Origin of the sequence: Roseivirga misakiensis (genome assembly GCF_001747105.1) — a bacterium.
GTDB classification, from domain to species: domain Bacteria; phylum Bacteroidota; class Bacteroidia; order Cytophagales; family Cyclobacteriaceae; genus Roseivirga; species Roseivirga misakiensis.
In genome coordinates this window covers 489,807-512,714 of record NZ_MDGQ01000003.1, presented here as the reverse complement: position 1 = coordinate 512,714, position 22,908 = coordinate 489,807, and the positions used below count along the sequence as shown (strand labels likewise).

General features: G+C 40.5%; 21 protein-coding genes. 14 read left to right on the top strand and 7 right to left on the bottom strand.

Annotation, left to right across the window (positions count from 1 at the left end; all coding sequences use genetic code 11):
- Window positions 1-48: 48 nt before the first annotated feature.
- The 3 genes from BFP71_RS02575 to BFP71_RS02565 form a co-directional block, all read right to left on the bottom strand.
- Window positions 49-870, bottom strand: a complete 822-nt coding sequence (locus BFP71_RS02575; RefSeq protein ID WP_141719658.1) for a hypothetical protein — start codon at window positions 868-870, stop codon at window positions 49-51.
- A gap of 240 nt (window positions 871-1,110) precedes the next feature.
- On the bottom strand, window positions 1,111-2,733 hold the full coding sequence (gene pafA, locus BFP71_RS02570) for an alkaline phosphatase PafA (RefSeq protein ID WP_069833886.1): 1,623 nt from the start codon (window positions 2,731-2,733) through the stop codon (window positions 1,111-1,113).
- A 7-nt stretch (window positions 2,734-2,740) separates the two neighbouring features.
- The gene (locus BFP71_RS02565; protein WP_069833885.1) at window positions 2,741-5,398 is read right to left on the bottom strand and encodes a WG repeat-containing protein; all 2,658 of its coding nucleotides are present in this window, start codon (window positions 5,396-5,398) and stop codon (window positions 2,741-2,743) included.
- 228 nt (window positions 5,399-5,626) lie between these two features.
- Here BFP71_RS02565 and BFP71_RS02560 point away from each other — a divergent pair, with 228 nt between their 5' ends.
- From BFP71_RS02560 to BFP71_RS02515, 10 genes are all read left to right on the top strand, one after another.
- Complete coding sequence (locus BFP71_RS02560; RefSeq protein WP_069833884.1) at window positions 5,627-8,068, top strand: TonB-dependent receptor; 2,442 nt, start codon at window positions 5,627-5,629, stop codon at window positions 8,066-8,068.
- 6 nt (window positions 8,069-8,074) lie between these two features.
- Window positions 8,075-9,175: a DUF4249 family protein gene (locus BFP71_RS02555; protein WP_069833883.1), complete on the top strand. Its 1,101-nt coding sequence runs from the start codon at window positions 8,075-8,077 to the stop codon at window positions 9,173-9,175.
- Between the two features lie 15 nt (window positions 9,176-9,190).
- Window positions 9,191-10,327: a DUF4249 family protein gene (locus tag BFP71_RS02550; RefSeq protein WP_069833882.1), complete on the top strand. Its 1,137-nt coding sequence runs from the start codon at window positions 9,191-9,193 to the stop codon at window positions 10,325-10,327.
- A gap of 61 nt (window positions 10,328-10,388) precedes the next feature.
- Window positions 10,389-10,712, top strand: coding sequence for a hypothetical protein (locus BFP71_RS02545; RefSeq protein WP_069833881.1), 324 nt, complete (start codon window positions 10,389-10,391; stop codon window positions 10,710-10,712).
- Window positions 10,713-10,793: 81 nt separating this feature from the next.
- Window positions 10,794-11,285: a DUF4920 domain-containing protein gene (locus BFP71_RS02540; protein WP_069833880.1), complete on the top strand. Its 492-nt coding sequence runs from the start codon at window positions 10,794-10,796 to the stop codon at window positions 11,283-11,285.
- Between the two features lie 98 nt (window positions 11,286-11,383).
- Window positions 11,384-12,919, top strand: coding sequence for a 7TM domain-containing protein (locus BFP71_RS02535; RefSeq protein WP_069833879.1), 1,536 nt, complete (start codon window positions 11,384-11,386; stop codon window positions 12,917-12,919).
- Window positions 12,920-12,922: 3 nt separating this feature from the next.
- A complete protein-coding gene (locus BFP71_RS02530) occupies window positions 12,923-13,801 on the top strand; it encodes a sugar-transfer associated ATP-grasp domain-containing protein (RefSeq protein WP_069833878.1) in 879 nt (292 codons plus the stop codon).
- Between the two features lies 1 nt (window position 13,802).
- The gene (locus BFP71_RS19325; RefSeq protein ID WP_069833877.1) at window positions 13,803-14,033 is read left to right on the top strand and encodes a hypothetical protein; all 231 of its coding nucleotides are present in this window, start codon (window positions 13,803-13,805) and stop codon (window positions 14,031-14,033) included.
- Window positions 13,987-15,177, top strand: coding sequence for a hypothetical protein (locus tag BFP71_RS02520; RefSeq protein ID WP_141719657.1), 1,191 nt, complete (start codon window positions 13,987-13,989; stop codon window positions 15,175-15,177). The genes BFP71_RS19325 and BFP71_RS02520 overlap by 47 nt, the downstream gene beginning before the upstream one ends.
- Window positions 15,178-15,337: 160 nt before the next feature.
- Window positions 15,338-16,063, top strand: coding sequence for a pentapeptide repeat-containing protein (locus tag BFP71_RS02515; protein WP_069833875.1), 726 nt, complete (start codon window positions 15,338-15,340; stop codon window positions 16,061-16,063).
- A 60-nt stretch (window positions 16,064-16,123) separates the two neighbouring features.
- On the opposite strand, the gene BFP71_RS02510 is transcribed toward BFP71_RS02515, so the two are convergent.
- The 3 genes from BFP71_RS02510 to BFP71_RS02500 are packed head-to-tail and all read right to left on the bottom strand — an operon-like array spanning window position 16,124 to window position 18,622.
- The gene (locus tag BFP71_RS02510) at window positions 16,124-16,924 is read right to left on the bottom strand and encodes an SDR family NAD(P)-dependent oxidoreductase (protein ID WP_069833874.1); all 801 of its coding nucleotides are present in this window, start codon (window positions 16,922-16,924) and stop codon (window positions 16,124-16,126) included.
- Window positions 16,917-17,906, bottom strand: a complete 990-nt coding sequence (locus tag BFP71_RS02505) for an SDR family oxidoreductase (protein ID WP_069833873.1) — start codon at window positions 17,904-17,906, stop codon at window positions 16,917-16,919. The genes BFP71_RS02510 and BFP71_RS02505 overlap by 8 nt, the downstream gene beginning before the upstream one ends.
- Window positions 17,906-18,622 (bottom strand): CPBP family intramembrane glutamic endopeptidase, encoded by a 717-nt coding sequence (locus BFP71_RS02500; protein ID WP_069833872.1) that lies wholly within the window; start codon window positions 18,620-18,622, stop codon window positions 17,906-17,908. Before BFP71_RS02500 ends, BFP71_RS02505 begins: the two co-directional genes overlap by 1 nt.
- Window positions 18,623-18,713: 91 nt before the next feature.
- Between BFP71_RS02500 and BFP71_RS02495 the strand changes: the two genes are divergently transcribed.
- Window positions 18,714-19,445, top strand: a complete 732-nt coding sequence (locus tag BFP71_RS02495) for a DUF6503 family protein (RefSeq protein ID WP_069833871.1) — start codon at window positions 18,714-18,716, stop codon at window positions 19,443-19,445.
- A 6-nt stretch (window positions 19,446-19,451) separates the two neighbouring features.
- Here the strand turns inward: BFP71_RS02495 and BFP71_RS02490 are convergent, their stop codons facing one another.
- Entirely contained in the window at window positions 19,452-20,099 is a 648-nt protein-coding gene (locus BFP71_RS02490) for a hypothetical protein (RefSeq protein WP_069833870.1), read from the bottom strand.
- A gap of 147 nt (window positions 20,100-20,246) precedes the next feature.
- On the opposite strand from BFP71_RS02490, the gene BFP71_RS02485 reads away from it, so the two are divergent.
- From BFP71_RS02485 to BFP71_RS02475, 3 genes are all read left to right on the top strand, one after another.
- Complete coding sequence (locus tag BFP71_RS02485; protein WP_069833869.1) at window positions 20,247-20,630, top strand: metalloregulator ArsR/SmtB family transcription factor; 384 nt, start codon at window positions 20,247-20,249, stop codon at window positions 20,628-20,630.
- 141 nt (window positions 20,631-20,771) lie between these two features.
- Window positions 20,772-21,752, top strand: coding sequence for a hypothetical protein (locus tag BFP71_RS02480; RefSeq protein ID WP_141719656.1), 981 nt, complete (start codon window positions 20,772-20,774; stop codon window positions 21,750-21,752).
- 7 nt (window positions 21,753-21,759) lie between these two features.
- On the top strand, window positions 21,760-22,848 hold the full coding sequence (locus tag BFP71_RS02475; RefSeq protein ID WP_069833867.1) for a 6-bladed beta-propeller: 1,089 nt from the start codon (window positions 21,760-21,762) through the stop codon (window positions 22,846-22,848).
- Window positions 22,849-22,908: the final 60 nt, after the last annotated feature.

Here is a 22,908-nt window from a genome sequence, read left to right as displayed (position 1 = left end):
TTAGTTATACGTTTCTTATGGTTGGCCATCGTTAGAAATCGGAAAAAGTCACTGCCTGCTGATCCTATATTTGAGCTTTACATATTGGTCGTCAAATATACTTCCTCCTCTATTTGAAACCGTTTGATTCGCATTTGGGCTTTGGAAAGTCTTTGGCGTGCCAGCAGTGCCAGCGCGTCCAGCTCCACGGATTAGCATTGCATATTCAGTAGTATTTTGGCCTCTAGGGATATCATTTACATTGATCTTGATATTTAATGCAGTTTTATAGACCTTATCCCATTCGGGATTTGTCCCGAATAACGTTGCCAATGGAATCTTCATCTCGTAGCTAAGCGTAAGTATCTCTTTAGTTTCATCTTTTGCTAAAGCCACTTCTACCCCTGGCAATTTATTCAACGAAAAACGACCATTTCCTGAACTAAAACCCTTGAGCCTAGCTTCATTTTTACCCATCATTTGAAGAGTCATTCGTTCTAGAAAGCGCTTCTCGAAACTAGCGTCGTCATCTTGGCTGCCTGAGCCCTTGTATCCATCCACAACATCTGACGCGGTCTCTATTGCCAAAGGGAATGATAGTTTAGCGTTAAGCTTCGGTTTAGTCTTAGATTTCAACGTTACTTCCATGCCGGCTTGAAGGAGCTTGTTCATGGTAAATCGATCCGAGGTTTGGAATAGTATATAGAGATTCTCAGTGTCGTTCCGTACCGCTGTGGTAAATTGAGTTTTTCTATCAAAAGTGAGTAAGTCTTTAGACCATTCTGTAGATAAGCCATCTATAGCCGTTGTCTTGGTAAAGTAGGCATCGCTTTGCGCAGAAACTTTTTGGGTCAGTAGACCGATCAATAGAAGTGCGAATAAATTTTTCATGGCAGGTGGGTTTATTGTGCTTTTCTATCACTTCAGTCTAGAGGAAGTGTAGAGGGTTTGGTGTAACAACTACATTTTCAGTGATTTAGTTATTCTTTTTATGTGAAGAATTGAAGCTTTAGATCGCGGAATGCTTTTACGTTGTAAAACGCGAGGAATCGGGTCTCAACCGAACGTAACGCCGTTTGAAAGACTGCTCAAAGAAAAAGGCCAGTTGACACTGGCCTTTTTAAATATCTTTTATTTGATCGCTTCGAAAATTGGTTCCCCTTTAGCACCGTTTGGCACTCTAATGCGTAGGAGCATGCTCAGTGTTGGGGCAATATCAGTGATGTGCATTTCTCTGACAGAAATACCTTGTTTCACTCCCCATCCATAGAAAATGATCGGCACGTGGGTGTCTAAGGTCCAAGCATTGCCATGTCCAGTTCCTTTATCTCCGCCACGCTGCCATGCTGGGTCCAGAATAGTCTTAATATCACCAGATTCTTTAGGATGAAACGATTCTTGCATGAGTGAACGGGTCTTGTCATTATAGCTATTACGGACAAGGTCGGTATGGGTCAACGCCAAATGAATTCCTTCGAATGCCATCGCTTTTCGTGCCACGAACATTTGTATTTCGTAGAGGTCAACATTTTTTTCGGCCACTACATCGTGATCTAGAAATAAATCATAGCCCATTGGCCCTTCAAACCATTCCGCTTCACCGTACTTCTCGTTTACTGCTTTTTCAAGGTATTCTGAATATCCACGACCATTCAGGTTGTCCACTCTGAATTTATCGTCTTTCATGCGCTTAGAGTTCTCCGCCACTGCGTGATCTGCCGATAGAAAAACTACATAGTTTCCTTTGCCGACTTTGCTATCTAATGTGTTCAGGAGTTTTTCGATTTCCTTGTCTAGGCGAATGTAGGTGTCTTGAATTTCCTTTGATTGTGGTCCGAAATTATGGCCGATATAATCGGTGCTCGAAAAACTTACAGCAAGAAAATCTGTAATGGCATCGGCTCCTAAGTTTTCTGCATCTATGGCAGAAATCGCGAATTCATTAAGCAATTTATTACCGAATGGCGTGCTCGATAGTAATCCAAAATTTCCGTTTTGAGCTCTAAGTGTCGACAAGTCATAAGGGAAGGTAGGTGTTTCTTTGCCCCTAAATCCTCTTTCGTAAGGCGAGTTATCCACGCCGCTTTCGGTATACTCGGCCATCGGTTTGTAGGTATCCCAAGTTTGGTTTAAATACTCATTGGCGAGTTTCTGTTGATTGAATTTCACTACCCAATCTGGGAGTTCGTCCATATAATAAGAGGAAGTCATGAAAGTACCCGTTCTAGAGTCGTACCAATAAGATCCATCGGAATAATGCCCCCCAGGAAGGGCAGAACCTCTATCTTTTATCGACATGGCGATCACTTTGCCCTGTTGCATGGTAGAGATTTTTAATTCATCGGTAATGGTAGAACTGTAAAGGTTCATCGGGGAGATTTTACCGCTTCTGGCCGATCCGCCCACTGCCACTACAGAAGTATCTTCCGCACAGTAAACTGTTCTATTTAGCAGTCGACTATACCATGTATTTCCTACGATTCCGTGTACAGAAGGCGTGGTACCTGTGTAAACCGAAGCATGTCCAGGGCCTGTGCTAGTGGAAGCATAATTATAATGTCCGTTTTGAGCTGAAAAGCCATCTTTCAATAATCTTTTGAACCCGTTTTCACCAAAATCACTTTGAAAACGCCAAATGTACTCTTGTTTCATCTGATCAACCATAATCCCAACAACGAGTTTAGGTCTGTCATTTTGGCCTTTTAGTGCAATAACAATAGTAAAAAGGCACAGTATAAATAAGGACTTCTTCATGATCTTGTCATTTTGATGGGCAAACTATTCTAAAATATTCGTCTTGCCGAAAGCTCTGTGTGAAAAGTTTGTTACCCTTTTTGTCAAAGTAAATTACGACATAAATATTTGCCTCTGCCACGAGCTTCATAGCAAAATAAATTGGGTTATCTGGAGTGCCCAAGATTTTGATTTGCGTGTAGGTGGGTTCCACTATTTCACCCGCCGTGGCACTATAAATTCCCTCACCCGTGGCTGTTTTTACTTTTAGTAGCTTATCCTCACCTGTATTTTCGAGCAATTCAAAGGATTCAATACCCTCAAGTAAGGCTTCGTCCATACCGATGTGGTAAATCAGCCATTCGTCTTCTATTCTGGTTAGTGCCACCGTATCCGAAAAGTATTTGACCTCATCAAACTCAAAAGTGGTCAGTTCTTTATTGTCTTTATTGATAAATCCCTTGTATTTGCCATCCGAGGCTACCAAAATCGTGTCGGCATAGGGCTCTATGAGCTTTTCGTAGAACGGCGCTATTTTAATATCCTTAGCGGGGTTAATCACACCCACTTTGCCCTTATCTAGTATACTTACATAGCCCTGATTGCTCGATCCTATACCGTCATAAATAAAGTTTAACAAGTACTTACCAGTGCTATCGGCCAGTGCCGCATTACGTTTTTGTAAGCGGATCATATTTGGCCCAAGCGCTGTCACATCCCTGTATGTCGATGAGAGTATTTCGCGGCCGGTATCATTATATATCTTTCGAAAATTCTTGGCATTTGACACCATGAAAAAATCTGTGGTTGCTTTTTCCCCAGTGGCAATGTACTCCTGCGGAATAAGGAGTTTTGGTGTCCAACTGCGCTGCATCAGCAGTTTTTTACCGGTTTTGAATTGTGCCCAAGAGGAGTCGTTTCTAAAGAGCATGACCATGTTTTCGCCCCAAAAAGCTAAAGAATCATATCCGCTTTCTGGCTGAATTTTGCCTTGCTGATCCAAGAGCGTCCAGGCACTGTCTTTTTCTAACGCTAGCCAGCGGTCATTCTCTAAAACCTGAGTAAAAGGTGCTTGCTCCGCTAGGCCATTGTAGCGTTTATGGATGATCGTGATACCATCGCTTGAAGCAATTCGCCAACCATAATCTCGATCGTAAACTTCTTGTTTTCCCAATGCAATCAACGGGCTTAAGTCTTGATTGATGACGCCTTCCTGATTGTCTTTTGAAACCCAAAATTTACCATTTGGTAGTAGCTCCAACTCATCAAACATCGGTTGGAATTCAAATGCCTGACCCTCTAGTACTGCAAGCAATGCATCTGGGGAAACTAAGGCGATTCCCGTAGAATTTTCTAGCCAGATGTAAGTGCTAAAAGTGTCAATAGCCACATATTCATTAGGCAAATATTCAGCACCGGCATAGTTTTCTAGGCCAAAAAGACCTTGAGTTTGCGTGCGAATAAAGCGATTGTCTAGCACTGAAATACTTTCTTTCGGTTCATCGATGACCACCTCACCAGATTTGTGTATTAAACGGTCTCCGGCAGCACTTTGCACCCCTATAAATCCGTAGCCAAGGTCTGTGGCTTTATCAAAACTTCCCTCATAAATCAACTGGCCATTTCTGCCCCATAATTGGCTTGTCGCACCCACTGATCCATAAACAAAATCCGTCGATTGTGGAGTACAACGGCAATCTTCGGGAATAGACTTAAAACTGGTCTTTAGCTTCGTTTGCCCCGAATCATCCATGAAAGAAATATTCCCATCCTCCAGTTTGGGCAACCAAATACCACTTTCTACGCTCATGGCCCGCTTTAAAGAATCTGTATTTAGGCCAAAGTCAAAGTCTTTGAGAAAATAGCTATCCGGATACTTCTGTTTGTAGATATGATAAGCCCGATCGGAAAGTGTTTTGCTGTACTTCTTATTCGGATAATTCACTAAAAAAGACCTAAAGGACTCCAGTGTATTGACGCCAGTAGCGAAAGGAAAAATATTGTCCACAACTACGGATCGATAAGGTGAATTCGGGAAGTCGGTTAAGTAATCGACTAAATTGTCATAACTGCCATCCGCAGTTCTTTCCTCATACAAGAGTTTCATGTATCGGTTACTAGCTACCGTAAAATCCTCTGCCAGCGGGTATTCTGTCATGAAACGCTCATATCCTTGCCAGGTATTTACCGCTTCCGCATTTTCAAAAGCGATCCGGTTTCTTCTGCTAATGGCTTCAGGTCTTTCATCGGCATCGTCATAGGCCATCACAAAATCATTGTAAGCTTCAATCGTGTGAATAGCTTTGACTTCGATAAACTTGAGGCTATCAATTCTATCTTTTAAGTTTTCTAGAGAAAGAGAGTCAACCTGTAGGTCTCTAAGGGAAGAAATATCTTTCGCTTCTGTTACTAGTGGCAGCTGGCCGATCGCTTTTTTGGCATAAGCATAAGCCGTATCGACATTATAACTGCTAAAGGCAGTATCTGTATAAACCTTGGCATAGAGCATATATGCCCCAGGATTTAGGGTGTCCTTTTGCACCGATTTCTCCAGTGCTTCCACGGCTTTCACTATGTCCCCCTTATCATACAGCCTAAAAGCACGTTTCGGAATTTCAATATTCCAGAAAACGGTGATGGCCGCAATACTGTAGATCAGAAATAACTTTTTGCTTAAGGCTGTCATTATTGAATTTCAAAAGTAATAAACGCCAGTTCAAAAGTGGTATTATTCAACCCTTCAATGTTCCATTATTCGGCATATGACGTTTTAATTACATAGTCAATACAAAAAGCCGACCGTTTAGAGTTTATGAAATCGTTTGCATAGAGTAAATGTCTAATTTTCTATCCATAAAAGACTACATTGAATCGATTGCACTTAAAATCTTAACCACCTAATAACTGAGACCTTATGCAAAAGGGAATTAGATACCTCATCCTGTTGATGCTCTTCTCAGTATCGATGCTCACATATGCACAAAATACCAAGGAAGTTATGATAGGTGACCCATCAAAAACTTCTACCGGAAGAGCGCGTGTTCAAGGTAAAATAACCTCAAAAGAAGATAAACAAGCACTTTTTGGAGCCACTGTCGCTGTAAAGGGGACAAACATTGGAGGGGTTTCAGATGAAAATGGAAATTACGAGTTCAGCATTGCGCCTGGACGCTACGAATTTATATTTCAGTTTGTGGGTAAAGAGACGATTACCTACAATGTGCAAGTGGTCGGAAATGGTCGGCTTGATGTAACGTTAGTAGATGCCAGTGTTGATCTAGATGAAGTGCTCATTGAAGGGGAAGCGGAAGATCAGAATGTGCAGCGAATTAGTGCGGGTGTAAACCGACTAAATATAAAAGAGATTGAAAGTCTACCTGCTTTCATGGGTGAGGTAGACGTTGTAAAAAGCTTGCAATCTTTACCAGGAGTTTCTACCGTAGGTGAAGGGGCTAGTGGTTTTAATGTAAGGGGTGGCCGAACAGACCAAAATTTGATCCTTCAAGACGGTGCTATTCTCTTTAACGCGTCTCACGTACTCGGTTTTTTCTCAACATTTAATCCTGATGCCACAGAAACTTTCTCCCTATACAAAGGAAATATGCCAGCCCAATATGGAGGTAGAATCTCCTCTGTTTTGGATGTAACCATGAAAGAGGGGAATAGTGAGAAAGTGAAGGTAAGAGGGGGGCTCGGAATGGTCGCTAGCCGATTGGTAGTAGATGGGCCATTAAATGGAGGCCGTACGCGGTTCCTCGTCGCGGGCCGATCGTCCTATTCTGATTGGGTATTAAGTCAAGCCAGAAACTTCGATGTACAAAATAGTGCCGCTCGTTTTCACGATGTGAACTTGAAATTGAGCCATCGTTTTGGTACTAAAAACAAATTAACCGCAAGCTACTACCGCAGTGGTGACTTCTTCAGGTTTACCCAAGACTTCGGGTTCGAATGGGATTCTGATATTTTCAATTTTAACTGGCAGAGCAGTATCACTGATAAACTGATCAGTTCTACTCGATTTGTGAAAGGTGTTTACAAAAGTACGCTCTTTGATCCTTCAGGAATAGACGCTGCCGAAGTGGCCAACGGTATGGATTACTACCAAGCCAACCAGACATTTTTCTATAACCCAAGTGACAAACACAATATCAATTTTGGAGTCGATTTTGTCAGGTATGACGGTTTGAACGAAACGGCTACACCGATTGGCCCAGATTCAGGGATACCCGCAGAAACGGTATTCAAAGAACAGGGCAATGAATACGGATTTTTTGTGAATGATGAAATTACTTTGACCAAAGATCTTGCTCTTTCAGTCGGTCTGAGGTATTCAATGTTTGAGAACAGAGGACCTTATGACGTTTTTCAGTATGCCGATGGTGCTCAAAGATTAGTGGAAAATATCACGGACACGATTTCCTACGGAGAAGGTGATGTGATTGCGCGTTATGATGGCTTTGAACCGAGAATCGGTTTACGTTTCAAAATTGATGAGGAGAGTTCAATTAAAGCCAGTGTCAACAGGACGAGGCAATACATTCATACACTTTCTAATAGTACAGCGGCTACTCCAACTGATATCCTTCAGCTAAGCAATAGCTATCTAAAGCCGCTGGTTTCTAATAATGCCTCGATTGGCTATTTCAAGAACTTTAAAGATAACCTCTGGGAGACGAGTGTAGAAGCTTACATCAGAGATATCGACAACTTACTGGACTACAAAGATTTCGTAGACCTGCTCTTGAATAATCATCTAGAAACGGACTTGTTAGCTGGAAAGGGAAGGGCCTATGGCTTGGAATTATACGTTAAGAAAAACAGAGGCGCCATGACGGGTTGGTTGTCTTATACGCTATCGAGAACGGAAATTCAGATAGAAGGAGAGAACTTAGACGAAACTATCAATAATGGTGAGTGGTACCCTGCCAATTTCGATAGAACGCATAATTTCTCATGGGTTTCTAAGGTGCAATTGAGAGGTCAGAGTTCCTTTAACTGGAATGTGGTTTATAGTACAGGCCGACCGATTAACGGAATTGTGACCAATTATAGAATCGGCAGTACAGTGGTTCCTCACTTTTCAGAGAGAAATGAGTTCAGAATTCCAGACTATTTCAGAATTGATTTGAGCTTTACTTTTGGCCGAGATATTCTGAAGGCTGAAACAAGAAAAAAATTAGAGGGTAGAAACTACAGTGGTACTTTAACCATTGGTATTTATAACATCCTGTCTCGTAAGAATGCTTTTTCAGTATTCTTTAGAAGACCAGACGATTTAAGTCTAATACCACGCCCACACCGATTGACAGTGCTAGGTGCGGCGTTTCCAAACATCACATACAATTTTAAGTTTTAGAAGGATATGAAGCGGATTTTATTGCTGTTAGGATTTGTCTTTTTTAGTCTCGGCTGTGCTGAGGTCATAGAATTAGAGAATGACAGAATAGGCGGGCAGTTGGTGATTTTTGGGAGAATTACCAATGGTGGCGACGGAAATATTGTAAATATTACGCGCACCCAAGAAGACGGTCAGGCACCACTAGATATCAGTGGAGCTACGGTAGTGGTAGTAGACGAGAATGGCAACCGTGAACAGTATGTAGAAATTGGGCCAGGTACTTATGAGTTGAATAGAAGTCTGGTTGTTGGCCAAGTAGGTGGGACTTACCATTTGGAGGTCATGGTTGATGGCAAACTTTACACTTCCTCGCTTCAAGAAATGATGCCTGCCATTGCCGATGATGAGTTGAGGTTTGAGGTAGATATTAATGAGGATATTTCGCCAACGGGTGCCTCAACCAGAGAAAACGTAATTAGGGTTTTCGCTACCAGTACATTTCAAACCTTACCTGAGGAGTTTTACTTACGCTGGAAAATGGAAGAGGTCTACACCACCTTTGGAATATCATTGCCACGAGGCAATTTCCCAAGGTACACTCCACAGCAATGTTATGTAACCAATGAACTGAGTGCTCAGGACATATTTTTAGTCGATGGTACAGCGGTTAGAAATGTGGAGTTAGCCAACAGAGAGGTTGCCGTAAGGAAAATGGATTTTAGCTTCGAGAGAAAACACTATTTCAACATTATTCAATTTGGTTTGAACGAGGAGTCACATGAATATTGGAAGAAACTTCAATCAATTACTACCAGACAGGGTTCTATTTTTGACGTGGCTCCTGCTGCGGTACCAGGTAATTTTACCAGTTCAGACCCTGAGGAAGATGTATTTGGATTCTTTGAAGCATCTAGTGCCGATACCACAAGAGTCTTTACCACACGAAACGATATCCCATTTGCATTCGTTGATCCTTGTCAAGTGACAAGGGAAGAGTTCTTTCTGATGACAAGAGTACCATTCGAATGTTTGAGCTGCCTTGTCGAAGAGGAAATAGTTGAAGCGGAATGCCTATTCTGTTCTTTGTTACCGAATAGTAGCCTGCGTAGACCAAGTTACTTTTAGAAAAATTCTTTTTTGATGGCAAACACACCAAATATTCCAAAGCAGTTTTACAAGGCAGCGGGGTTGGTGTTTTTTGTCTTTTTGATCATCGCGAGTTGTTCTGAAGTCATAGAACTAGACATAGAAGCTTCTGCCAACGAAGTAGTTATTTATGGCCGTATCAGCAATAGTTACGATGCCAACGAGATATTCATCAGTCGTACACAAGGCGCTGAATCAGCGGCCCTTCCTATATCCGGGGCAAGTGTACAAGTAATTGATAATAATGGTTTGGTACGCGAATTTCTCGAGAACGAACCAGGCGTTTATGTGATGAGACCGTCAGATGCTCCGGGAGAATTTGGAAGCTCTTATCGGTTAGAAGCAGTCATTGATGGTAAGGTATATAGCACGGAGTTTCAAGAACTCATGCCGGTGATCTCTCAAGATGAATTGAGATATGAGATTGGAGTTGAACGCGATATTACTTCCACAGGAGCAAATATTGAAAACGACGTGGTTAAGATATTTGCTGACTCAAAGTTGCCAGACGATCTGCCAGAGGATTTCTTTATTCGTTGGGAAATCGAGGAGGCATATTCCACTTTTACGGCTTTCTTACCTGTTTTTTGGTTTCCTCGCGCCCCACCGAGAACACAATGCTATGTGGTGAATAAACTGGGAGCGGATCAAATTTTCTTACTAGATGGACGAGTCATCAGAAGAAATGATCTCAATAATCGCCCGATCATCACAAGAGTTATTGATAATAGCTTTCAGAACAAGCACTATTTCAACCTAATTCAATCATCAATAAGCCAAGAGAATCATGATTATTGGGATGATGTGAGAAGCCTGACGATAAGTAACGGTACTATTTTCGACCCGGTCCTTGGAAAGCTACAGGGGAATATTTCAAGTAACGATCCAGGTGAAGAAGTCTTTGGATTCTTTGAAGTAATAGGTATCGATACTACACGACTTTTGATGACAAACAATGATATTCCAGTCTTTTTTGTTGATCCATGTTTGTTCCTAGGCGATCGAGTACCACCATTATTAACGGTGCCACCCAATTGTGTACAATGCTTAATTGACGAAAAAATAGTAGAGGAAAGCTGCATATTCTGTTCAGCCGTACCTAATTCTACTAGCCGGCCAAACTATTATTAGAAACATGCCATAACTTGATGTCGTATAGTTAAAAACCGACATTCAGACCTAATTATTTTAGATGACGACAATCAATGAAAGGGTATCAGCGCTAATTAGTGCTTTTGGCGACTCAGAAAGTGCCTTCGCTAAACGTATCCAAGTATCTAGTTCGGTTATGTTTAACATCGTAAACAAAAAAGGTCGGTTAAGCTATCCTAGTGGTCCAGTCTTAGAGAAAATCCTAAGCTTGGAAAAGGATGGAAAACAAGTCTCAGCCGAATGGCTGATGCGGGGAAATGGAGAAATGCTGGTGTCAGGAGATGGTCTACAAATTACTAGTCCAGAAGCAGCACTATCCTACCTAGAAAAGACAATTATTGATTTAAAGGCAAAGACTAAGTGAAAGGCAGGCTAGAAAGTGACAAAAGTCATTAGTCTGACAAACATTTACTTGATATCTTTGCACTGATTAAAGGAGAAGATTATGAGAAACTTATTATTACTAGCGCTCGCTATTTGCATGTTTTCATGTGCAGGCCAGAAAGAAGAGCAGCAAGCAGAAGTGGTAGGAACTTACGGAGAAGAAATTAACAATAAAGGAGTTATTACAGTGGCTGAAATGGAACAGCAGCTGGCGAAAGCTGATACTGTCTTTGTGAAAGTAAAAGGAGAAATAACAGCCACCTGTGCTATGAAAGGATGCTGGATGAACCTTGTGCTCGCCGATGGTGAAGAAATGAGAGTGACTTTTAAAGATTATGGGTTTTTTGTGCCTAAAGAGGGTATGGAGGGCAATGAAGCACTCATAGACGGAATGGTGACTAGAACGGTAACAGACGTGGAAACTTTAAAGCACTATGCAAAAGATGCTGGTAAATCAGAGGAAGTTATCGCGGCAATTACTGAAGATAAGGAAGAGCTTGCCTTTGTGGCCAACGGTGTCATTATTTACAAGACTGAAGTGGCGCCTCAATAGAGCGATTAATCTTAAAATATTGAAGCCATCACAATGTATGTGATGGCTTTTTTTATTTGAGGGGGTAGGGAAGATAGCATGCAGATGTATTCAAAGGCATGCAACCAAATAAATCATACAAAGCCATAAGTGCCCTTCTTTTGATCCTTCCGTTGGTTTGGATTGGTTTAAGAATAGTCACCAATACCAGCCGCGTAGCGCTAGATGAGTTCGATCATCGATATAATCTGAATTATGAGTTTACCATTCGAGGAGACAAAGCCTATTGGGTAGAAACCTTCCTTCCACAGAGTGATGACCGTCAAGTCATCGAAATCGCGAATCAGGAAATTCCACCAGTTGTATCTCAGGTAGCTTCGAATACCGTGGCAAGGTGGGAAGGCCAATCTGAAGGACTTAGTCAAATAAATCTCTCGTTTTTATTTCAGGGTAAATCTGTGGAGTATCAGATTTCAGATGAGATCAATTATGCGCCTTATATGGTCATAGATGATTTGGAAACGCTTTCGGCGACTGATTATATCCAATCAGATACTGAGGCCATTAAAACATTGTCGGATAGCCTGAAAGGTGAGCTCAAGGGCGTGAAAGATATCTTAAGAGGCTTCTATAATTATGTGCATCGCCTGCCATCCAATGGTACCAACGAACTTACGGATGCACTTACCGCGCTAGAAGATCAAGAAGCCTCCTGTAATGGCAAAAGTAGACTTTTGGTCGCCCTATGCCGTGCGCAAAGAATTCCGGCTAGAATGGTTGGTGGTATAATCATGGAAGATATTGAGAAAAAGACCTCTCATGCCTGGGTGGAAATCAAAGTGAATGACGCATGGGTGCCGTTCGATCCATTAAATGGATATTTTGCCGCACTTCCTGCCCATTATTTGAAGTTATATGCGGGCGATAACTTCCTAATCACACGGAGTCCCGGCATAACATTCGACTATCAATACCAAATTCAAGAACAAAGGAATAATACATTTCCCAAGTGGGCTTTATTAGACCTGTGGGCGCTAAGTGAAGCACAGAATATACCCCTAAACATGTTGAAAGTATTGTTGCTGCTGCCACTAGGAGCACTCCTGATTGGGATACTCAAGAATGTGATTGGTTTCAAGACCATTGGAGTTTTTCTACCCGTATTAATTAGCGTAGCCCTGATACAAACAGGTTTAGTTACCGGCTTAGTGCTTTTTACGGGGATTGTGTTTTTAGTAGCTGGGTTGAACTATCCGCTTACCAAATGGGGTGTACAACACACAGCCAAACTTACGCTAATGATGTCGGCCGTGGTAATAGTAGTACTTGGACTGGTACAAGCATTTTCGTTAAGCACGAGCTTCTCTGCGGCTACACCACTTTTCTTTCCATTCATAATCCTGACACTGGTATCCGAAAAAGTAGCTAGAACAATAGATGAAGATGGATTGAGAACCACTATGGAAATGTTCGGACAAACATTGGTTGTCACCGTGATCATCTACTTTGTCCTTAACTCTACAACCATTCAAAACTTCCTAATCACTTTCCCAGAAATCATCTTGTCTTTTGCAGGTATCAATTTGCTCCTCGGTAAATGGATCGGCTTTAGAATCTTGGAGTATGGAAGGTTTATAAACACGGTAAAAGCTTAAGCCATGAGAGAATTTTTTAAAAACATCAAAAGAATGGAAGCCGAAGTAATGGGTATTAATGAACGAAACATCGATTTCATTTACCAATACAATAAGCGATCGGATTATAAGCTGGCAGATGATAAATGTCTGGCGAAAGAGATCTTTTCGGCCCATAATATTCCTTGCCCTACTACCTATGGCGTCATCACGCATTTATCAGAGATAGATTTAGTCTGGCAGTCCGTACAGTGCCACCAGAAACTGGTCATAAAACCCGCTAAAGGTGCTGGAGGAAAAGGGATTATGATCCTTAGAAAAGAAAAAGAGCAATGGTTTAGTGGTTCGGCAGCCGTGAGTGTCGCACAAATTTATCACCACGTGGCCAATGTATTATTTGGACTTTACTCCTTCGGAGATAATGACAAAGCGATTATCGAAGAGTTTATAAGCCCACACTCATTCTTTGGAGATATCTATGCTGATGGTGTACCTGATTTCAGAATCATCCTGTTAGAAGCAACTCCGCTCATGGGGATGTTGCGCATGCCAACGAGTGCGTCTGATGGAAAAGCAAATCTACATCAGGGAGGTTTGGGCATCGGTATCGACATGGAAAATGGCCTGTTGAAAACCGCTTACAATGGCAAAAAATATATGAGTTACCACCCAGATAGTCTGCAGCAGATAGAAGGACGACCTATTCCTTATTGGGACCAGCTACTACGCATGTCAAAAGATGTTGCGGAGGTGTTTCCGCTAAGATATTTGGGGGTTGACTTGGTGATAGACCAAGTAAAAGGACCCATGATTATGGAGGTAAATGTGAGACCGGGCTTAGGTATTCAGCTAGCTAATAAAAGTGGTCTTAAAAGCACTTTAGAAACTATAAAGACGAAATAGAATGAGACTTAATAAATCAAAATCACTTTATGTATCGGTCTTGATGACCTTCTTACTCATAGCATTTATAGACTATCAGGATAGCAAGAGCGATCAATTGACATATTCATTGCACCCAGTGCAAAAAACAGAAGTGCTAGTTGCCTCTAACGCAACTGAAAACATCAACCAAAAACAACAATTAAATGAAACGGATCACAATTATAGCAGCCTTATGCTTCCTTGCAGGTAATGAACTTGTGGGGCAATGGCAAAAGAAATTTGTCGCTGGAGGATTTGCTGGGTATGAGCATAATATTTTCCTAAGTCCAGGAACATTACTTAGAGACGGGGATCAATTGACAAGACAAGACCTCCTAACCAGTGGGTTTTACGAAGGCGTATCCTTTAAAGGCGATTTTGAAAACAAGTTTAAAGAAGGCAGATGGAAGTTTGGTTTTGCCACTTCGATAGCGAATTTTCATACAAATCCCGATGCCGATCGATTTACATTAAGCTTAAAATCTTCTTATCGTAAACGCTATGCCAAAGGCAAATACTTCGAAATAGCCCCCGAGTTTTCCCGTAGATCACAGCAAGGAATCAATGAATCGGATGGGGTATTAAGGACAACATTTTCTTACACCAAATTCTACTTACCTCTTCATTTAGACTACTATTTGGGTAACAAGACCTGGTTTAAAACTGAAACAGCCTACACCTTCAAAGCATATGACCAAAACGATTTGGGAGAGAAAGTCTCATATCATTCCGCTAAAACAGGCCTCAATTTCAGTAAGAAATGGGATAAAAATGAAGCTATAAATAAGCTGACCTTTTCAGGCGGTATAGAGTATAGGTATTACACAGATTTAGAGTTAGAAGATGAAGATGATGAGGACATCGAGGAGGAGGATGAAGAGGACGATTTTGTGGCAAGACCCAATAACCCTATTGCTTTTATTGCAGAAGAACGTCAGTGGTTCTTTTATACCATGGGTTTGGACTACAATGTGAAAAATGACCGAACGAATTTCGACTATACGCTTGGCCTATACTTTGTAGGGAGAGGCGATTCTGAAAAACGTTTCGGCTACCGAGAATTATCACCAGCACTGAGCATGCGCTACAGTAAAAAGAAACTGTCGGTGACGGCATCTTTGAAGTACGGCATGCGAAAATTTTCAACCCTAACAGTAGGAGACAACGACCAGCTCCTGACTTACAATTATCTGAGAGGTAGTGTCCGATTTAACGTGGCACTTCCAAAAAATAAAGCCTGGTACATTAAAGGAAATTTGGTTAATCGCACGGCGAATAATAACAACATTAACAGTTTGGCTTTTCGAGGCTATTTAAATAATAGCATAGAAACAGGAATTAGCATTCGGTTCTAGTATCGAAGTGATTCAAGAAATTTTGGTTGATTAAAAAGGTTCGGGCAGACGGTTCGGACTTTTTTTATGCAACCTTCTGAGTTCAAATTACATCTATTAAAAAAACGATGTAACCAAAACAACGTTTTTAAGTCTATTATAAAAACTCAATCAAAAGGTCATGAAAACAAATAATATTTTTAGAACAGTGTTCTCTGCATTGTTCATGCTCGCTATTATATCCTCATCAGTATTTGCACAAAAAACAGTTGATGCATCAGAGATAATGAAAGCACTAAAGGACGGGAAAGATGTTTCCTATAGTGATGTCACTATTACAGGTATCTTGGATTTCACTTTTATGGATGAAAAACTTGAGGATTTGCCAACGAGAAGAAGATGGTGGAGAAACGGAGGTAGTAACAAGGTGGAAGAGTTAATTGAATCTAAAGTGTCATTTGTGAACTGCACATTCGAAGATGATGTGTTAGCTTATTTTCACGACAAAAGATCGGAATACACCTTTACCGCAGACTTCGCTGATGATGTGAAATTTGAAAACTGCAAGTTCCAGAGAAACGCGATGTTTAAATATTCTGTATTTGAAAAATCAGCGATTTTTACTGGCTCATCATTTGAAGAAGAATCTACCTTCAAGTATGCAGAATTCGATCGCGAAGCTCAATTTGCCAATACTTTCTTCGACGAAGATGCCATATTCAAATACACAAAATTTAGAGACGGGGCTAATTTCAACCGTGCTAAATTTGATAGATCCCTTGACATGAAATACACTAAGGTTCAGGGAGATTTTAACATTGATGGCTTAGATGTTAGATGGGATATTGACTCAAAATATGCCAAAATCAATGGTCGAAGCATGACACGTTATCTGATCGATAATTGAGTTAAATCGATCAACCAAAAAGCTGCTTCAAATAATAATCTAGATTTTGGAGCAGCTTTTTTATCTCGACTGTTTAATGAAAGCATTGGCCAACATGCGCATTTGCGTCTTGTAAGGAATAATTCTTCCTAGTGCCTTATAAGCCTTAGGCATAAAGCCCGGAATAGCGACTGGCCTACCCCTGAAAGTTCTGTTGAGCGCGTATTCCGCAACCTCTTCAGGAGTTTGTTGGGTCATTTTAGAAGCTCTGCCCATCTCTTTGTCTCGTTGAATCACATCAGGATTTGTCAACACAGCGGCAGGGCATAGCACGGTTACACTAATGCTAGTGTCTTCCAATTCCTTTCTTAAAGACCTAGAGAAAGAATACACAAAGCGTTTAGAAGCTGAGTAAATCCCTTTGTAGGGTATGTCGAAAAAGCTAGCCATACTACCGACATTTAAAACGTAGGCCTTCGAGTGGCTTTTCATTTCTGGCAGAAACAAATGAGTCAGCATTACCAAAGCCACCATATTCAACTGCATTTGGCCAAAGTAGAAACTACTATCCCTACTTAAAAATGGTCCTGAGTTTCCGAGCCCAGCGTTATTGACCAGAATGTCTACATCGTAATTGTTGGATTTACACCAATCATAGATTTGTTGAGGACTGTCTTTGTCCATCATATTGGTCCCTAAGGCATCGAAAGACTGATTAGGGTATTGCTGCTTTAGCGCAGCAGTTACTTCGTCTAGTTTTGGCTCAGGTAGTGCGACCAGTAACACATTAAAACCTCTAGCAGCGCAATTCTCTGCCAGTGCCTTACCTATGCCATTACTGGCTCCAGTTACTAGTGTATATACTTTTGAAGGATTACTCATTACTTTCTTTTAACCAAGCCACTGTCTGCTCAATTCCTTGTTTAAGCGGAGTGATTTTATAGCCGAGCTCTTTTTCAGCTTTGGCACTAGAAACACTCCATTTGTAAAGATACTTTCTTACCCAGCCTGGTGTAATTAGTGGTTGTCGGCCAAAATTCTCGGCTAAGAATAGCTGTAGCTTCCCAAAGGCCAAAAGGATACCTAGTGGCATATGATATAGCTTGTACTTTCTTCCACCTATTTCGGCAATGGTGTCAAACAATTCATGATATGTAGCATCGTCACCGCTCAACAAATAACGTTCGCCTGCACGCCCATTGGCCATGGCTAGGATATGTCCATTGATGACGTCGTCAACGTAGACATAGTTACCCGTGCTTTTGCCATCACCCGGAATAAATTTCCATTTGCCAGCGATATATTGCTTAATAAGTTTAGTGACAGAGTTACTCACATTCAAAGGACCAGGTCCATACACTCGTGTTGGATTTACGATAACCACATGTTGGCCTTCGGCTACGAGTTCTTTAATCTTTAACTCAGATTCGTACTTAGTGCTTTCATAATCAGTAAAGAAATCTACCTGTCTTGGGGTTTCTTCATTCACTGGGCCATCAATGGCAGGGCCAATAACACCCGCAGTTGACGTAACGACTACTTTTTCTACACCTTGAGCTTTTGCCGCTGCTAAAACATTTAAAGTCCCGTCAATATTGACAGTTTTGAAGGTGTCTCCTTTCGCCCATACGCTAGCAAACGCTGCCAGATGGTACACCTCTTGACAGCCTTCCATGCCTTTATTAAGCGCATCGATGGCAAAAAGGTCTCCCGTGACAAAAGTGATGTTAGCATGTTTTAAGTCTTTCGCTTTTCCTTCTGATCGAATCAGAGCGATAACCTGGTTCCCTTCGTCGGCCAGTTTTATAGCCAATTTTCTACCAATAAAACCTGTGCTACCAGTAATGAATATACGCTTTGCCATTAGATTACTTTCATTTCAGGATGATGCTTTAGCGAGAAGAAAAAATTTGATAGCGCTAAAGTGATATGTACAAAAAATGCTACCCAGATGGTACCCGTGGTTAATGTGATAAGACATAGAATAACGCCGAGCGGTACAGCACCAATTGTTTCTTCTAAATTTTTAGGGACATGCACTAAGGCGTACAAGGCGGCATTTAAAATAATCGCGGGCCATTCTCCCAAAAGAGGAACCGTGGCAAAAAGTAGTAAGCCGCGGAACATCAGTTCGTATCCAAAAAGGTAAGCGCACCATGTAAATGCATTTTTAACCACCATCGGTTTGGTCCATTCCTTCTCTCTTACATTAGGATAGAAAGCCAAGTTCTTTTCCTTTTTTGAGTTAAAGAAGTTCATCGGGATGATGATCGCTCCAAGACCAAGAATCCAATAAAGCGACAAAGCATGATTTTTGAAAGCTACGCCATAGGCAGATAGATCTTTATCTAAAACCAGAATCATAATAATAGCTGGAATTATGCCGATCGTCATGGCACCTAGGTAACGGTAAAACCAAGTGGCCTTAGTTCGTCCACGAACTTCACCGTATTTTTCTTGATAACGTTGCATCAATTTATCTGAAATTGAAGCGAAATGATAAATGCTAAAACCTAGAGTCACCAAAGCGATCGCTAAGACGGGTTCTAAGTATTCTGCTTTCCAAGCGGGGATGTCCATTAAAAATAATTGGCTGTATAAAGCGCAAAAATAAAACATCTACTGTAATAAAGACCCAAGGGTTTATAAATTACAGTTTAAATCATTTCGCATGAAGAAGTTAGCCCTAACCCTTTGCCTTTCTTTTTTTCTCTTTCAAAGTTATGCGCAGTCTATCACGCCACAGCAGTTGGTTAATAGAGCTATCGCATTTCACGATCCGGACGGGTGGTGGAGCAAGGTAAAAATGGAATATGTGATAGAAATGGAGAGCCCGAAGATTACGCCTAGAACTAGCCATGTTGTGATCGATAATATTAAAGGAGGCTTCCATTTGTCTGTTTTAAGAGGAGGGCGATTGCTTGAATGGATGGTAGATGGAGAAGGAAATGGTGACTTTAAGCTGAATTTTACTAAACCTACTACCCCTGAACAGGCAGATTCATTGAGCTTAACCGAGGATAGGGCCCGATGGTGGAGAGACTATTATACTTTTTTGTATGGTATGCCTATGAAGCTGACAGAAGAAGGAACTGTTATAGGAAATGAAGTGATAGAAACGACTTTTATGGATCAAGAAGTATTAGCAGTTCGTGTGACGTTTGATGAGTCAATAGGCAAGGATATCTGGTATTACTATTTTAACCCGAATACCTATGCAATGGTAGGCTATCGCTTTTACCATGATGAAGCGAAAAACGATGGCGAGTATATTGTACTGAGCGATATGATCATTGAACAAGGTCTACGAATCCCTAAAGACAGAGCTTGGTATACCAACGCCGAAGATGAATTACTCGGAACTGATAGACTAATAAGTTTTAAGGTAGACAGAGGTTGGTAAAAACCGCTACTTCTTCTTTTTCTTTTTCAAGGAATTGATAAACTGACCCCATGCAAATGGATTGAGCAAAGGATTGGCTCTTGGGCCAGCTCTCTGTTGCAGATTATTAAACTGCTGATTGAGCATGTAACGATAATTTGCACTCGGGCTCGCCGTGAGCGGGGTAGAGCGGATTAACTCTTGAATTACCTCAGGGGCAAAATTACTCATCACATTTTCTTGATCATCCGTCAGATTCATGGCCAGGATAGCCTCTTTGAACAACTCTTCAGATGGAAATGGATTTACTTCTACAGGATCAAGTTCTCGTGCTTCTGATTCTAAGGCAAAAATTACCGTCCATTGATCACCAATATCTTCAGGTACTTTAACACGCTGATTCTTAAAACCGACTGCACTAATTGTAAGGCTGTCACCAGCGAAAAACGCATGGTTTATCCATCCTCTAAAATCTGTATTGTCTCCTCTACCGCGCTGATTGAAAATATGAACAAAAGGGATGGTGCGCGTACTATCAGCATTCATAACCAAAGCGGATAGTTGCACGATCAAGCGGTCCTCATTGTCTTGCGCCTGTAAACTACCAGAGGAAAAGGCCAATGTGAAAATCACAAGGCTTAATGTTAGGTAATATTTTAGCGTATTTCTTTTCACAAAAACAAAGGTCCACTTTCTTGTACGGAAATTAAATCAATTGGATTTAACGCTTGATTTACCTTTCTCCTACAATGATAACACTCAAAAAGCGGAAATTGATTGGTGAATTAGATTTATTCTACTCAAATTAACAATTCTTAACCCATGCGTCTCAAGAACTTCAGTTTAAGCTTCGGTAGCCAAATATTTAAATCAGTTTCTGATGAAGCCCGCCTGCGCATATTGCATTTGCTACATAGAAATGGAGAATTGACTATTTCTGATTTGGAACATATTCTTGAATTCACTCAAACCAAGACCTCAAGGCACATTACTTATTTGAAAAACTCGGGCATGGTAAGCGCTAGAAAAGTCGATCAATGGGTTTTCTATGGTATTCGAGAAGAAGTGGAAGAAATGACAAATCGAATTTTTGAGTTCCTGATCAAAGACAGCACTCTTTTAAAAGATCAGGAGGTATTCGAAGTCCTAAAATCTAACCGTGAACTAGCACAGAGCCGAATGCAAAATAGAGGGTTGGGTAGGTAATAACTAATTATCAACCTATTGGTTATTGATCCGAATTAAGTCTTATATTTAATTTAAATAAGTCAATTTTCTGAGCTGCTGATCAATATGAGAAAGATTTATGTTCTACTAGGTTTTCAATTTTTATTTAACTCATTTCTAATGAGTTATCAAAAGCCCAAGGAGTTCACCATTAAAAATGATGTAAATAGGAATCTAAATCTTTCAGAGATCGCAACGTCTCTTGAAATGATAATCTTAGATTCACCCGCTAAAGGTAAAATTGAGGACATATCCGAATTTATCCTTACTTCCGAATTCATTTTTACCTTAACTAGATTAAGAATTGAGAGCAAGGATTTTACAAGAGTTTTGCAATTCAACAAGAAGGGTGGATTTATTCAACAGGTTGGGGAGGACTTTAAGGGAGGGAGGAATTTAGTTCATAATCCAACAAAAGAGGCAATCGGAATTAGCGATGGTAAAGAAGTTGTGTTTTACAATTATGACGGCCTTCGAACAGGAGTGGCTAAAGCATTTGCAGTTAGGCAAGTTTATTTTAATGATCTTTTTTGGGGTGTGAGTAGTATTTATTCTTCGAATCAATGGCAATATACGCTAAAGAAGAGTGACGTAAATGGTGTGAAATTTGAAGAAATTTTCAAGTTTTCCGACCCTGATAGGAATATTATTGGTCCTCAAGTTAGTCTTTCTATTAGAAAAGGTCGCCTTTATTTTTGGGAAATGTACAAAAAGAGTTTTTACGAAGTAAGGGGCAATGAAGTGATTGAAAAATTTAAATTATCGAGTAGTCCGAAAATCGGATTCCACAGCAATGCCCAAATTAAAGGTGATTGGATAGTGGTATCAGGAATTAACCAAATTAGGAGAAAGCAATTTTTGAAGCTTATTAATATTAAAAGTGAAGTACAATATTCAGTGCCTTATCATGCGAGGGAAGCTTCTGGTATTTTAGATGATATTTCTGGCGCCGGGTTTTTGAATGTATTTCCGAGTGGGCCAGTTTATGGAGAAGTTGCGAATAAACTTTTCTTTGTAGAAAAGAAGAAAGATGTACCGAGCTTATCGGATAGTCAATACCCGGAAGATAGTCTAGTAATCTTTATAGCAACATTAAAATAACCTCAGTATGTATAAGAATACCATTTTACCCTTGTTGGCGGCACTGCTGTTTTTATGGAGTTGTGGTAATGAAGTTGAGCAAACTGGATTGGAGGTTATTAAGGTAGATGTGAAGAATGCGGAGGAAGTATTCTTATCAGATATAGCATCTGATGTAAAGTATATACCGCTAGAAACGACTGATGATAACTTGATTGGCTTCATAAGGGAAGTTGAACATAGTAATGACTTTGTCTTTATTTCAGACTATAATTCACTTTATCAGTTCTCCCTTGATGGCAGTTTTGTACGAAAAATTTCTCGAAAAGGAGAGGGGCCTGGGGAATTTCTGGCTGTAAATTCATTTACTATCGATGAGCAAAAAGGACACATTTATCTACTCGCAGGATTAAATGGGAAACTACTCTGTTATGACTTTGAAGGTAAATTTCTTTCAGAAGTTAAGCTTCCTGTTTTAGGGACACTAAATGTCATAAATGGGCAATTAGTACTACTCCAAACAGCTTACAGTCTTCCTAGTAATAAGGAGGGTATGAGAAATAATATTACCTATAAAATTACACTTTCAGATAATTTAAAACTTGGTGATAGCACTATTGTGAGTAAGGTATTGGTGAAGGCAGGAACTGGCGCGGCCATGCCAGCTGGTATGTCTTTCATTTCCGCTGTGAATAACAATGAGTATGTTTACTATCCTTCCCCGTATGAAGAAACCTTCGTTAGAGATACCTTATATCAGATTAAAGAGGGTAGGTTGATTCCCGATGTTAAAATGGATTTTGGTATTAATGATAAGACGTCCTCAGGGTTCTTACTTCTGAATATTTTAAGAACAAATGAATATTTGATTTCAACATATTCTTTAAGAAGGAATTCGAGATTGACTCTAATTCATTTGCCAACATTAAATTCTTACACCGTGGAAGGAGGTTTCCAAGATGACTTTTTTGGCACAGGAGAAGCGAAACTAGTACCATGGAATTCATCAAAAGATGAGTTCTATTTTATCAAAGATGCTTATGACCTCGAAGGTGTTATTGACGAAGTGAATGTAGATGGTAACCCATATATTTTTATCGCCAGCCTGAAGGAATAGCCTAAGATAGAAGAAACTGATTGTGAAAGAGTTGTCGAATAACGCACGAATTATACAAAA